The organism is Streptomyces sp. APSN-46.1 (assembly GCF_022815725.1).
Lineage (GTDB): Bacteria > Actinomycetota > Actinomycetes > Streptomycetales > Streptomycetaceae > Streptomyces.
In genome coordinates, this window is the sequence record NZ_JALGRF010000009.1 from 13,269 (window position 1) to 26,085 (window position 12,817).

A 12,817-nucleotide genomic window follows, 5' to 3' on the forward strand; every position below is an offset into this window, starting at 1 on the left:
GCAGTGGGTGACGTACGCACCGCCGCACGCTGGTCGGCGACGCACCGGCCTCGGTGGAGCGGGGCTCAGTGCGCCGGTACGGGTTCGGCAGCCGGTGAGGCCGCGCCCTTCCTGGCGCCGAGGTGGTTGAAGGCCAGGTTCAGCGCGATGGCCACGACGCAGCCGGTGCTGATGCCGGAGTCGAGGACGACCAGCAGGTCCTTCGGGAAGGCGTGGTAGAAGCCCGGGGCCGCGATCGGGATCAGGCCGATGCCGAGCGCGGCGGCGACGATCAGGGCGTTCTCGCCCTTCTCCATCGCCGCGCCGGCCAGGGTCTGGATGCCGCTGGCGGCCACCGAGCCGAAGAGGACGACCCCCGCGCCGCCGAGGACCGGCAGCGGTACGACTCCGATGACGGAGGCGGCGATCGGACACAGGCCCAGCAGGATCAGGATGCCGCCGCCGGCCGCGACGACGAACCGGCTGCGCACCTTGGTCATGGCGACCAGGCCGATGTTCTGCGCGAAGGCGCTACACATGAACCCGTTGAACAGCGGGCTGACCGCGCTGCCGAGGGCGTCGGCGCGCAGGCCGCCCTCAATGGTCTTCGCGTCCGCCGGGCGGCCGACGATCTTGCCCAGCGCCAGGATGTCGGCGGTGGACTCGGTCATGCACACCAGCATCACGATGCACATGGAGATGATCGCGGCGACCTGGAACTGCGGGGCCCCGAAGTGGAACGGCGTCGGGAAGCCGACCAAGTCGGCGTTCTGCACGGCGGCGAAGCTCGTCATGCCCAGCGGCAGCGCGATGAGCGTGCCCGCGACCAGGCCGAGGAGGATGGAGATCTGCTGGAGGAAGCCGCGCAGGAACTTGCGCATCAGCAGGACGATCGCGAGGGTGACGGCGGCCATGGCGATGTTCTTCATCGAGCCGTAGTCGGTGGCGGTGCTGTTCCCGCCCTGCGACCAGTTGAAGGCCACCGGGAGCAGCGAGACGCCGATCAGGGTGATGACCGTACCGGTGACGACCGGTGGGAAGAACCGGACGAGTTTGCCGAAGTAGGGGGCGGCGAAGAAGCCGAGGACTCCGGCGACGATGATCGCGCCGAAGATGATCGGAAGGGCGTTGTCGCCCTCCCCCTTGCCGATGGCGATCATCGGGGTGACGCCGGCGAACGAAACGCCGTTGACGAAGGGCAGTTTGGCGCCGATCTTCCAGAAGCCGAGGGTCTGGAGGAGGGTGGCGATTCCCGCGGTGAAGAGCGAGGCGCCCATCAGGAAGGCGGTCTCGGTGGCGGACAGGCCGACGGCGGGGCCGACGATCATGGGCGGGGCGACTACACCCGCGTACATGGCGGCCACGTGCTGCAGACCGCTCGTGAACATTTTCAGCGGAGGCAAGGTCTCGTCGACCGGGTGCTTCTCCCCTGAGTCGCCTGAGACCTGCGGTACTGCGACTGCGTCTTTGCGAAACCTGGGCACCTGGGCCACGGCTTCCTCCGAACTGTTTAACACGTCGGCAGGGACGTGATGTGTCTGGGAGGTGATGCGAAAGCTGTGCGAGTCGAGCCTGTATGGAGTTGTGGGTGGTGCGAATGCCTGTCCCAAGGGATGCGGAAACGTCCACGGAAACGATTCGCCCAAACCGTCCCGCAGCTGATTTCGCGCATGGCGAAGCCGCCGGTGACGCAGCGTGGTGAAGAGAGTGGCGGGGCCATGGATGTGAGCCACGGATGGAACCCGTGGCAAGAGTCACCGCCCCCGGGGACGCCCTCGGAAAAATCCTAGGGCGCTCCCGGGAACGGCTGCCGCGGACCCCGCTCGGGTCCGCGGCCGCCGGCCGGGGGCCGTCCCCCCCGGCCGGACTCCGTGGGATCAGGCCTGCGCGGAGATCCGCGCGAGGCGCTGGGCCTCTTCCCGGGTGGACACGGCGATCGCGTCCTCGTCGGCGAAGAGAAGACGGTTGTTCTCGACGATCTGCTTGCCGTTGACCAGCGAGAGGGTCACGGGAGCCGCCGCACCGAAGACCAGGGCGGTGACCGGGTCGGCGATGGAGGAGTGCAGGAGCGTGCTCAGGTTCCACATCACCAGGTCGGCGCACTTGCCGACCTCCAGCGAGCCGATGTTGTCGGCGCGGCCGAGGACCTGGGCGCCACCGTACGTACCGAGGCGCAGGGCCTGGCGCGCGTTGAGGGCGCGCTCGCGGTGGACCGGGTTCAGGCGGTTGATGAGCAGCGCGTTGCGCAGCTCGGTGTGCAGCTCGCCGGACTCGTTCGAGGCGGTGCCGTCCACGCCGAGGCCGACCGGGACACCGGCGGCGAGCATGTCCGGGACGCGGGCGATGCCGGCGGCCAGACGGGCGTTGGAGGACGGGCAGTGCGCGACACCGGTCTTGGTACGGGCGAACGCGGCGATGTCGGAGTCGTTCATGTGGACGCTGTGCGCCATCCACACGTCCTCGCCGAGCCAGCCGGTCGACTCGAAGTAGTCGGTCGGGCCCATGCCGAACAGTTCCTTGCAGAACTGCTCTTCCTCGACGGTCTCCGAGCCGTGCGTGTGCATGCGCACACCCAGCCGGCGGGCCATCTCGGCACCCTGCTTCAGCAGCTCGGTGGAGACCGAGAAGGGGGAGCAGGGGGCGACGGCGACCTGGGTCATCGCGTCGAAGGAGGCGTCGTGGTGCTTCTTGACGGTCGCCTCGGTGTCGGCGAGCGCGCCTTCGAGGGTCTCGACCGCGTGGTCCGGCGGCAGGCCGCCGTCCTTCTCGCTGCGGTCCATGGAACCGCGGGCGAGGGTGAAGCGTACGCCCATCTCGGAGGCGGCGCGGATGATCGAGCCGGACAGGTCGCCGGAGCCCTTGGGGAACACGTAGTGGTGGTCCATGGCGGTGGTGACGCCGCCCTTGGCCATCGCGGCGAGGGAGCCCTGCGCGGCCGTGTACGTCATCTGCTCGTCGATGCGCGCCCACGTCGGGTACAGCGCGACGAGCCAGTTGAACAGGTTGTGGTCGGTGGCCAGACCACGGGTGATCCACTGGTAGAAGTGGTGGTGGGTGTTGACCAGACCCGGGGTGACGAGGTGACCCGTGCCGTCGATGCGGCGGACCACATTGTCGAGGTTCTCGGGGGCCTTGCCCGCACCGATCGACTCGATCTTGTTGCCGGCGACGACGATGTAGCCCGAGGCGTACTCGGTGTCGTTCGCGTCGACGGTTGCAATCGCACAGTTCTCGATGACGATGCGCTCTACGGCGCTGTCATGGGCTGCCGATGCTGCCATGGGACTTCCTCGTGCTTTCAGTGGCGGTGAGGGCACGGCAAAACCCAGGGGATTTGAGTGCCGGAGCCGGGGGCCTTGACAGCTGACAGTACTGCCGCCCCGTGTGGTGCGTCCGGGTGCCGATTCAGGAAGTTGAAGGGTGTCGCGGGGTGTCGCGGGGGGGTGCTGCCGCGGTCCCGGGGCCACTGCGGTGCCCCGGGACGCGCGTGTCGCATCAAAGGTTGGTCATGTCCACGGGGATACGGGCGTCTACGCCGTCGCGGAGGACCGTCGCCTCGATCAGACCGTACGGGCGGTCCGCGGCGAAGTAGACCTCGTTGTCGTTCTTGAGGCCGAAGGGCTCCAGGTCGACGAGGAAGTGGTGCTTGTTCGGGAGCGAGAAGCGGACCTCGTCGATCTCCGAACGGTGGTTGATGATGCGCGAACCCATCTGGTACAGGGTCTGCTGCAGCGACAGGGAGTAGGTCTCCGCGAAGGCCTGAAGCATGTGCTTCCTGGTCTCGGCGTACGACTTCTCCCAGTTGGGCATCCGCTGCTCGTCGTCCGACCAGTTGAAGCGCCAGCGGGCCGACACCTGGGTGGCCAGGATGCGGTCGTAGGCCTCCTTCAGGGTCGTGTACTTGTCCTTCACATAACCCCAGAACTCGGAGTTCGTGGAGTTCATGACGACCAGGTCCTTGAGGCCGGAGATGACCTCCCAGTTCGTACCGTCGTACGTGATCTGGGTGACGCGGGTCTCCATGCCCTGGCGGACGAAGGAGTGGTTCACCTCGTCGGAGCCGATGAACTTGGAGTTTGCGTCCGAGGTGGCGATCCGGTCCCAGGCGTACTCCTCGATCCGGATGCGCGCCTTCTGGATCGGCTCCTGGCTGTTGACGAACCAGCGCGCCAGGTGGATGCCGAACTGCTCGGCGGACTCGATGCCGTGCTCCTTGGCGAACGCGTACACCGTGTTCTTGGTGGTGTCCGTCGGCAGGACGTTGGCGTTCGAGCCGGAGTAGTGGACGTCGTCCATGTCACCCGAAAGGGCGACCGAGACGTTCAGGTCCTTGATGTGGTGCGTGTCGCCGTCCCGCGTGATCTTGACGACGCGGTTCTCTGCTTTGCCGTACTGGTTCTGGCCCAGAATCGTGGCCATGCTAGCTCCCTCGGTAAACGGAGTAGCCGAACGGGTTGAGCAGCAGCGGTACGTGGTAATGCTCGCCCGGGTTCACCGCGAAGGTGATGGTGACCTCGGGGAAGAACGCACCGCTGTCCCTTACGCGGGGGGCGTCCTGCTGCGCCTCGGCTTGCTTCATAGAACTGTGCTTATTCAAAAAGTACGTCTCGGTCTCGAAGTCGAGACGCACGTGGGTGGTGCCCTCCGGCAGCGCCGGCAGGTCCTTGCAGCGCCCGTCCGCATCGGTGGCGGAGCCGCCCAGGGCCGCCCATTCACCGTCGAGGCCGGCGCGGGCCGACAGGGAGATGGCGACGCCCTCGGCGGGCTTGCCGATGCTGGTGTCCAGGATGTGCGTGGACACCGACGCGGTGGTCTCAGTGCTCATACTTCGGTCTCACTCTCCTTCTACGAGACGGGTCAGGCGGATCCGGTTGATCTTGACGAGCTCGCCGCGGGCGATTTCCCGCTCCTGCTCCGGCGAATTCTCGATCCGGACCTTGACCGCGTCCCGCATGAACTCACCGGTCGCACCGGTGGCGCAGATGAGGAAGACGTGGCCGAACTTCTCCTGGTACGCCAGGTTCAGTTCGAGGAGTTCGTTCTTGAGCTCCTCCGAGGCACCGGCCATGCCGCGCTGCTCGCGGGCGGAGGTCGGGTCTCCCGGCTTCGGCCGGCCGATCGGCGCGTGGCCTCCCATCGCTTCGGCCAGGTCCTCCGCGGTGAGCTCCGCCATGGCGGACTCGTTCGCGGCGAACAGGGCGTCCGCGTCGGCGAAGGGGCGCTGGGCGAGCAGCTTGCTCCCCCATGCCGAGCTGGCGCACACCTCGTGGAGCTCGGCCGTGGCCGCGCTGTCGTCCAAGGCGTTGAACCGGGTGAGACCCGGGGTCGGACTCGAAGTCACGGTAGGCCTCCGTGGCCTGTTGTTGCTTTGACGGGCTGCGCATAGCTAACGCCCTGGACAACACGGCGTCAACACTTTGTTGAAACTTCCCGTACACAAAAGCCGCCGCCCGGATGAATCGGGGCGGCGGCTCGTCACCGTGAGTCAGAGGGCGTTCACTCGCCGGCGGCCTTGCTGGGCCCTTTGGGAGTGTTCGAGTCCCTGTTCAGGTAGTTGTAAACGGTGAAGCGGCTTACGCCCAGGGCGCCCGCCACCGTCTCGACGCCGTGCCGTACGGAGAAGGCGCCTCGCGCCTCCAGTATCCGTACGACGTCCTGCTTGGTCTTCCGGTCGAGCTGGGACAACGGTACGCCGTGCCGGCGCTCCAGCGCCGCCAGGATGCGGTCCAGCGAGTCCGAGAGCTGCGGCAGGCGTACGGCCAGCAGGTCCTGGCCCTCCCACGTGAGCACGACGTCGTCGGGCGTGGCGAGGGCCGGATCCATCAGCTCGCCGCCCATGGCGTCCACCAGCGGTTTGACCGCGGCGACGAACGGGTGGTCACGGGGCTCGGTCACGGCCTCTCCTCCCCGATCACGTTGACCTGGAGCGACACGCGGGTGGCTCCGGCTTCCAGCGAGTCGCGCAGCAGCGCGGCCACCGCGACGAGCACCGCGTCGGCCTCGCCTTCCGCCGTGTTGCCGAACGGGCCGACGTCCACCGCGTCCAGCTGGGCCTTCTGGATGACCTCGCGAGCGGCGACGGCATGGGCAGGGGCCTCTTCGAGGTCGAAGGGCTCGGTCGTGAACTCCACTCTCAATCGCACGCCGTCAAGCTACCCCGCGGTCACGATTTTTCGGCAGTCCGTACTTGACATCTGCGACAAGCCCGATGCAGTCTTCCATCAAGCAGAAACTAACTTCCGCAATACGGAAGGAGCGCCCGCCCTCATGGCCCGCTTCTCAGACGGCGCAGTCACGGACCAGCGCTTCGATGTAAACCTTTCGATCCTCTTCACGGAACTCCCGCTCCTGGAGCGTCCCGCGGCTGCCGCCGCGGCCGGCTTCACGGCGGTCGAGCTGTGGTGGCCCTGGATCGAGACCCCCACCCCCGCACAGGAGGAGCTCGACGCCCTCAAGAAGGCTCTTGAGGACGCCGGCACTCAGCTGGTGGGCCTGAACTTCTACGCCGGCCGGCTGCCGGGCCCGGACCGCGGCGCGGTATCGGTTCCCGGTGAGGAGTCGGACCGCTTCAACGCCAACATCAACGTGGCCGCGGACTTCGCCGCCTCGGTCGGCTGCAAGGCGCTGAACGCCCTCTACGGCAACCGCGTCGAGGGTGTGGACCCGGCCGTTCAGGACGAGCTCGCCCTGAAGAACCTGGTCGTGGCGGCTCAGGCCGCGGACCGCGTCGGTGCGATCCTCCTGATCGAGACCCTCAACAAGCCCGAGTCGCCGCTCTACCCGCTGGTGAGCGCCCCGGCCGGCATCGAGGTCGTGGACAAGGTGAACGCGGCCACCGGCCTCGGCAACGCCAAGTTCCTGCTCGACCTGTACCACCTGGCGATGAACGACGAGGACCTCTCCGAGGTCATCGAAAAGTACGCCGCCAAGACCGGACACGTCCAGATCGCGGACAAGCCGGGACGCGGTGCCCCCGGCACCGGCGAGCTGCCCCTGGAGGAGCTGCTCGGCCAGCTGAAGAAGGCCGGATACGAGGGCTACGTAGGCCTGGAGTACAAGGCCGCCGACGCTGCCGCCTCCTTCGAGTGGCTGCCGGCCGAGGCCCGCGCCGCCAAGTAGGCGGGCAAAGTCCAGGCGATCAGCCGGGCACCCCACGCACTTTTCGTACGAAGCTTTAAGAGAAGGACCTCCCTCATGAGCACCCTCCCCAAGATTGCCTGGATCGGTCTCGGAATCATGGGCTCCCCCATGGCCGAGAACCTCCTGAAGGCCGGCTACTCGGTCACCGGCTTCACCCTGGAGCAGGACAAGCTGGACCGCCTGGCCGCCGCCGGCGGCACCGCGGCCGGCTCGATCGCCGAGGCCGTCAAGGACGCCGACGTCATCATCACGATGGTGCCCGCCTCCCCGCAGGTCGAGGCCATCTCCTACGGCCCCGAGGGCATCCTGGAGAACGCCAAGTCCGGCGCGCTGGTCATCGACATGTCGTCGATCACCCCGCAGACCTCCATCGACCTGGCGAAGAACGCCTCCGAGAAGGGCATCCGCGTCATCGACGCCCCGGTGTCCGGCGGCGAGGCCGGCGCCATCGAGGCCGTCCTGTCGATCATGGTGGGTGGCGAGCAGGCCGACTTCGACGAGGCCCTGCCGGTCCTGGAGACCCTCGGCAAGACCATCGTCCTGTGCGGCCCGCACGGCTCCGGCCAGACGGTGAAGGCCGCCAACCAGCTCATCGTGGCGGTGAACATCCAGGCGTGCGCCGAGGCCGTCGTCTTCCTGGAGAAGTCGGGCGTGAACCTCCAGGCCGCCCTGGACGTCCTCAACGGCGGTCTGGCCGGCTCCACGGTCCTGACCCGCAAGAAGGACAACTTCCTGAACCGCGACTTCAAGCCCGGTTTCCGGATCGACCTGCACCACAAGGACATGGGCATCGTCACCGACGCCGCCCGCAACGTCGGCGCCGCCCTCCCGGTCGGCGCGGTCGTGGCCCAGCTGGTCGCCTCGCTGCGCGCCCAGGGTGACGGCGGCCTGGACCACTCCGCCCTGCTCCGCGCGGTCGAGCGCCTCTCCGGCGCCCAGATCTGACCGGGCCGAGCGCCTTCCCCCGCAAGGGGCTCTGAGTTTCCGGATGGTGCCGGTGCTGACACCTGTCCTGTCGCGCCCAAGCGCCGGCACCGTCCGGATCACCTCTCTCCATCTTTGTTCAACAAACTGTTGACGCTGAGTTCGGCCTGAAATTAGGCTGTTCCGCATGACGGAAGACGCTTTTCGTCAGCAGGTTCCCGTACGGAAGGTCACCATGTCGAAGCGCACGCTGACGACCGAGTCCGGCGCCCCGGTCGCCGACAACCAGAACTCCGCCACCGCCGGCGTCGGTGGCCCGCTCCTGGTCCAGGACCAGCAGCTCCTTGAGAAGCTCGCCCGCTTCAACCGTGAGCGCATCCCGGAGCGTGTGGTGCACGCCCGCGGCTCGGCCGCGTACGGCTACTTCGAGGTGACCGACGACGTCACCGCGTACACCAGCGCCGCGTTCCTGAACACGGTCGGCAAGAAGACCGAGACCTTCCTGCGGTTCTCCACCGTCGCCGACTCGCTCGGCGGCGCGGACGCGGTCCGCGACCCGCGCGGCTTCGCGCTGAAGTTCTACACCGAAGAGGGCAACTACGACCTCGTCGGCAACAACACCCCGGTGTTCTTCATCAAGGACCCGATCAAGTTCCCCGACTTCATCCACTCCCAGAAGCGTGACCCCTTCACGGGCAAGCAGGAGCCGGACAACGTCTGGGACTTCTGGGCGCACGCCCCCGAGGCGACGCACCAGATCACCTGGCTGATGGGTGACCGCGGTATCCCGGCGTCGTACCGTCACATGAACGGCTACGGCTCCCACACGTACCAGTGGACGAACGAGCAGGGCGAGGCCTTCTTCGTCAAGTACCACTTCAAGACGAACCAGGGCGTCCGCTGCCTGTCGGGCGAGCAGGCCGCCGAGCTCGTCGGCAAGGACGCGAACTCGCACCAGACCGACCTGCTCCAGGCGATCGAGCGCGGTGTGAACCCGAGCTGGACCCTCTACGTCCAGATCATGCCGGCCGCCGAGGCCGCGGACTACCGCTTCAACCCGTTCGACCTCACCAAGGTGTGGCCGCACAGCGACTACCCGCTGCAGCGCGTGGGCCGCCTGGTCCTCGACCGCAACCCGGACAACGTCTTCGCCGAGGTCGAGCAGGCCGCCTTCTCCCCGAACAACTTCGTCCCGGGCATCACCGCCTCGCCGGACAAGATGCTCCAGGGCCGTCTCTTCGCGTACGCCGACGCCCAGCGCTACCGCCTCGGTGTGAACCACACCCTGCTGCCGGTCAACGCCCCGAAGGCGACGAAGGCCGACAACTACGGCCGCGACGGTGTCATGGCGCTGCGCAACGGCTCGCGCCACGACAAGAACTACGAGCCCAACTCGTACCAGGGTCCGGCCGAGACCGGCCTGGCGCTGGGCGCCCCGAAGGCCGTCTCCGGCTACACGGGCACCCACGAGGCCCCGGCCCACACCAAGGACGACGACTTCTTCCAGGCCGGTGAGCTCTACCGCCTGATGTCGGAGGCCGAGAAGCAGCGTCTGGTGGCGAACATCGCCGGCGGTCTGTCTCAGGTCACCCTGGAAGACGTCATCGAGAAGAACCTGGCTCACTTCCACGCCGCCGACGCCGACTACGGCAAGCGCGTCGAGGAGGCCGTTCGCGCCCTGCGCGACGCCTGAGCCACACAGCTGTACCGGGGGCCTGACGGGAGGTCAGGCCCCGGGTGCTGAGCCCGAGCCGCGGACCCGGATGAGGGGTGGTACGCGGTGAGGGCGGGACGAGGGCCGTGGCGGGCGTGCGAGCCAGTGCGGTGGTAATGGGTTCCGAGGCCCGTCTCTTGACCTGAGGGAGACGACGCCGAAGTTCTCGTCGCCGCCCGCCACGGTCCCAGCCACTCCTTATATACAGGGGCCACGCACAGAGTCCCCTGTATGGAGGGAGCTACCTCCCCACCAACTCCGCCCGTCGGAGTCGCAGCAACCCAAATCTCCGCCCGGTTGTGCGAACGACCTCTTCTGGACGCCGTCCTCGCACCGCTTCGCGGGCATCGGTCCGGCTGCGCCGGACTCCGTCCGTCGGAGTCGCAGCAGCCCCAAATCTCCGCCCGGTGGTGCGAACGTCCTGTCGCGCCAGCCTCGCACCGTCGGGCGGTCACACTCAAAGCGCCGAGTCACGGACGGTCCCGTGACTCGGCGCTTTGTCATGCCCGGCCGGAGAGCTCGTGGGTGAGGGCTAACCTGGGGCCTGACTGAAAGCTCAGTCAAGACATGTCCGTCCCGAAAGGTGTGGCAAGAGTGGCCGATCGCCAAGCGTTGATCCTGGAAGCCGCCGTACGCGTCATCGCGCGCACCGGCGTCAGAGGCCTGCGCGTCGAGGAGCTGGCGGCCGAGGCAGGGGTCTCCACCGCGCTGATCTACTACCACTTCAAGGACCGTGCGGGCCTGATCCAACGCACCCTGGCCTTCATCAGCGACCGCGCCACCGGCTACACCGACGAGGCGGTGTCAGGTGCGGAGAACGCCCGCGCCACCCTGCTCCAGCTGCTGCTGAGCGAGCTCCAGGACACCGACCGGGTCCGCGAGAACAGCATCGCCTGGGGTGAGCTGCGGGCCAGCGCCATCTTCGACACCGATCTGCGGGAGCCCCTGGCGGAGTCCACCCGCAGCTGGACCCAGGACACCGCCGATGCCATCGCGGATGCCAAAGCGGCCGGCCGGGCCGACCTGTCCGTATCAACCCTGGACGCCGCGGAGCGGCTCACCGCCCTGGTGGAGGGCCTCAGCGAGCGCTGGCTGAGCGGTTCGCTGACGCTGGAGCGGGCCCGCGAGCTGCTGGCCGGCGCGGTCGAGGCCGAGCTCGGGCCGGACGACGAGTAGCGTGCCGCGCACACGCGAAGCGGCCCCCGCCCCTCCTGACGGAGGGATGCCGTTGGTTAATTCGGGGCCTGGCGTGACGTCGGTTCCCAAGACCTGGTTGTGGTCTTGGGAGCCGACGTTGTCGTATGGGGAGGGTGTCGATGTCGATGCGTCCGAAGGATCCTGGTGAGGTTCCGGTAGAGACAGTGCGGGTGGCGCGGGCAGCCTTTCCGAAGGGCAGTCTGGCGATCCGGATCCGGGACGAGCTGGGGGGCCTGTTCAGTGACGGTCAGTTCGCGGATCTGTTCCCAGCGCGGGGGAAGCCCGCCTGGTCGCCGGGCCGGTTGGCGCTCGTGCTGGTGTTGCAGTTCGTGGAGGGACTCACCGACCGGCAGGCCGCCGAGGCGGTCCGGGCCAGGATCGACTTCAAGTACGCGCTCGCGCTGGAGCTGGGCGATCCGGGGTTCGACTTCTCGGTGCTCTCGGAGTTCCGGGACCGTCTGGTTGAGGCGGATGCCGGGCGGCGGGTGATGGACGGCATCCTGGCCAGGGCCCAGGAGAACGGGCTGCTCAAGACGGCGGGCAGGGCAAGGACCGACTCCACGCACGTGCAGTCCGCGGCACGTGAGCTGGGCTGGCTGGAGCTGGTCGCGGAGACCCTGCGCTCAGCGTTGAACGCGCTCGCGCAGGCGGCTCCCGACTGGCTGGGCGAGGCTGCGGAGCCGGACTGGTTCAAGCACTACGCGACCAGGGCCGAGGACTCCCGGTTTCCCAAGTCCCGCACCAAGCGGGACGAGGTCGGTCTGCGGATCGGGGCTGACGGGATGCGGCTACTTGAGGCCGTCCGGTCACCTGCGGCACCAGAAGGGCTGTGGACGCTTGAGCAGGTGGAAATCCTGCGCCAGGTGTGGGTTCAGCACTTCCACCTGGTGGAGGGCGAGGTGAGGCGCCGGGACCCAAAAGACCGCCCGCCAGGCGCATTGCGCCTGGTCACGCCCTATGACACGGAAGCGCGCGTCGGCGTCAAACGGGACACCATGTGGGACGGATACAAGGTCCACCTCACCGAAACGTGTGAGCCGGACACCCCGAACCTGATCACGAACGTGGCCACCACCGTGGCGACGGTTTCCGACATGTCGATGACCGAGACGGTGCACGCCCAGCTCGCCGAAGCGGGCCGTCTGCCCGGTGAGCATCTGGTCGACGCCGGATATGTCGACGCGCATCTGCTGGTCAGTACCCGCCGCCAGTACGGCATCACGCTCACTGGCCCGGCCGCCGCCGTCATCAGCCACCAGGCAGCCTCGGGTGGCGCTTTCACCGGCGACGACTTCACCATCGACTGGGCGGGCGAACGGGTCACCTGCCCCGGCGGCAAGGCCACCACCCGCTGGAACCCCGACCGCTCCCAGGCCGGCACCCCGGTCATCCGGGTCCGGTTCAACAGCGGGGACTGCCGGCCCTGCCCGGTCCGCGAGCAGTGCACCACCTCCAGCGTCGGCCGGCGCCTGACCCTGCGGCCCCGCGAGGAACACGAAGCCCTCCGCCAGGCCCGCGCCGACTAGGACACCGACACCTGGAAGGAGCGATACAAGACCCGCGCCGGAGTCGAGGGCACCATCTCCCAGGCCGCCCAGCGCTGCGGCCTGCGCAGATCCCGCTACCGCGGTCTCGCGAAGACGAGCCTCCAGCACCAGCTGACCGGCGCCGCGATCAATCTCGCCCGCCTCGACGCCCACCTCACCGACACACGCAGGGCCCGAACCCGCACCAGCCACTTCGCAGCACTTCGCCCCGCCGAGCCGAAGCTCGACGGGGCGAAGTAGACCCCCGAATTAACCAACGGCATCCTCCTGACGGAGGGAACGGGGGCCGCTTCGTAGCCGCTTCGTTGACTGCCAG

General features: G+C 68.0%; 11 protein-coding genes and 1 pseudogene. 5 read left to right on the forward strand and 7 right to left on the reverse strand.

Annotated elements, in window-relative coordinates; translation table 11 throughout:
• Positions 1–65: 65 nt before the first annotated feature.
• The 7 genes from MTF65_RS22175 to MTF65_RS22205 all read right to left on the reverse strand — a co-directional run bounded on the left by MTF65_RS22175 (position 66) and on the right by MTF65_RS22205 (position 6,122).
• The gene (locus MTF65_RS22175; protein WP_374207285.1) at positions 66–1,472 is read right to left on the reverse strand and encodes a nucleobase:cation symporter-2 family protein; all 1,407 of its coding nucleotides are present in this window, start codon (positions 1,470–1,472) and stop codon (positions 66–68) included.
• Between the two features lie 384 nt (positions 1,473–1,856).
• On the reverse strand, positions 1,857–3,260 hold the full coding sequence (locus MTF65_RS22180) for an 8-oxoguanine deaminase (RefSeq protein ID WP_243630656.1): 1,404 nt from the start codon (positions 3,258–3,260) through the stop codon (positions 1,857–1,859).
• A 214-nt stretch (positions 3,261–3,474) separates the two neighbouring features.
• Complete coding sequence (pucL, locus tag MTF65_RS22185; protein WP_243630657.1) at positions 3,475–4,398, reverse strand: factor-independent urate hydroxylase; 924 nt, start codon at positions 4,396–4,398, stop codon at positions 3,475–3,477.
• 1 nt (position 4,399) lies between these two features.
• A complete protein-coding gene (gene uraH, locus MTF65_RS22190; RefSeq protein ID WP_243630658.1) occupies positions 4,400–4,804 on the reverse strand; it encodes a hydroxyisourate hydrolase in 405 nt (134 codons plus the stop codon).
• Positions 4,805–4,813: 9 nt separating this feature from the next.
• On the reverse strand, positions 4,814–5,320 hold the full coding sequence (gene uraD, locus MTF65_RS22195; RefSeq protein ID WP_243630659.1) for a 2-oxo-4-hydroxy-4-carboxy-5-ureidoimidazoline decarboxylase: 507 nt from the start codon (positions 5,318–5,320) through the stop codon (positions 4,814–4,816).
• 155 nt (positions 5,321–5,475) lie between these two features.
• Positions 5,476–5,874, reverse strand: a complete 399-nt coding sequence (locus tag MTF65_RS22200; RefSeq protein ID WP_243630660.1) for a helix-turn-helix domain-containing protein — start codon at positions 5,872–5,874, stop codon at positions 5,476–5,478.
• The gene (locus MTF65_RS22205; protein WP_243630661.1) at positions 5,871–6,122 is read right to left on the reverse strand and encodes a hypothetical protein; all 252 of its coding nucleotides are present in this window, start codon (positions 6,120–6,122) and stop codon (positions 5,871–5,873) included. The genes MTF65_RS22200 and MTF65_RS22205 overlap by 4 nt, the downstream gene beginning before the upstream one ends.
• A 124-nt stretch (positions 6,123–6,246) precedes the next feature.
• On the opposite strand from MTF65_RS22205, the gene MTF65_RS22210 reads away from it, so the two are divergent.
• The 5 genes and pseudogenes from MTF65_RS22210 to MTF65_RS22230 all read left to right on the forward strand — a co-directional run bounded on the left by MTF65_RS22210 (position 6,247) and on the right by MTF65_RS22230 (position 12,741).
• Positions 6,247–7,098, forward strand: coding sequence for a TIM barrel protein (locus MTF65_RS22210; RefSeq protein WP_243630662.1), 852 nt, complete (start codon positions 6,247–6,249; stop codon positions 7,096–7,098).
• A 75-nt stretch (positions 7,099–7,173) separates the two neighbouring features.
• Entirely contained in the window at positions 7,174–8,064 is an 891-nt protein-coding gene (locus tag MTF65_RS22215) for a 2-hydroxy-3-oxopropionate reductase (RefSeq protein ID WP_243630663.1), read from the forward strand.
• 214 nt (positions 8,065–8,278) lie between these two features.
• A complete protein-coding gene (locus MTF65_RS22220; RefSeq protein WP_243630809.1) occupies positions 8,279–9,736 on the forward strand; it encodes a catalase in 1,458 nt (485 codons plus the stop codon).
• Between the two features lie 615 nt (positions 9,737–10,351).
• Positions 10,352–10,933: a TetR/AcrR family transcriptional regulator gene (locus MTF65_RS22225; protein WP_374207281.1), complete on the forward strand. Its 582-nt coding sequence runs from the start codon at positions 10,352–10,354 to the stop codon at positions 10,931–10,933.
• A gap of 140 nt (positions 10,934–11,073) precedes the next feature.
• Positions 11,074–12,741: pseudogene (locus tag MTF65_RS22230) on the forward strand (IS1182 family transposase).
• Positions 12,742–12,817: the final 76 nt, after the last annotated feature.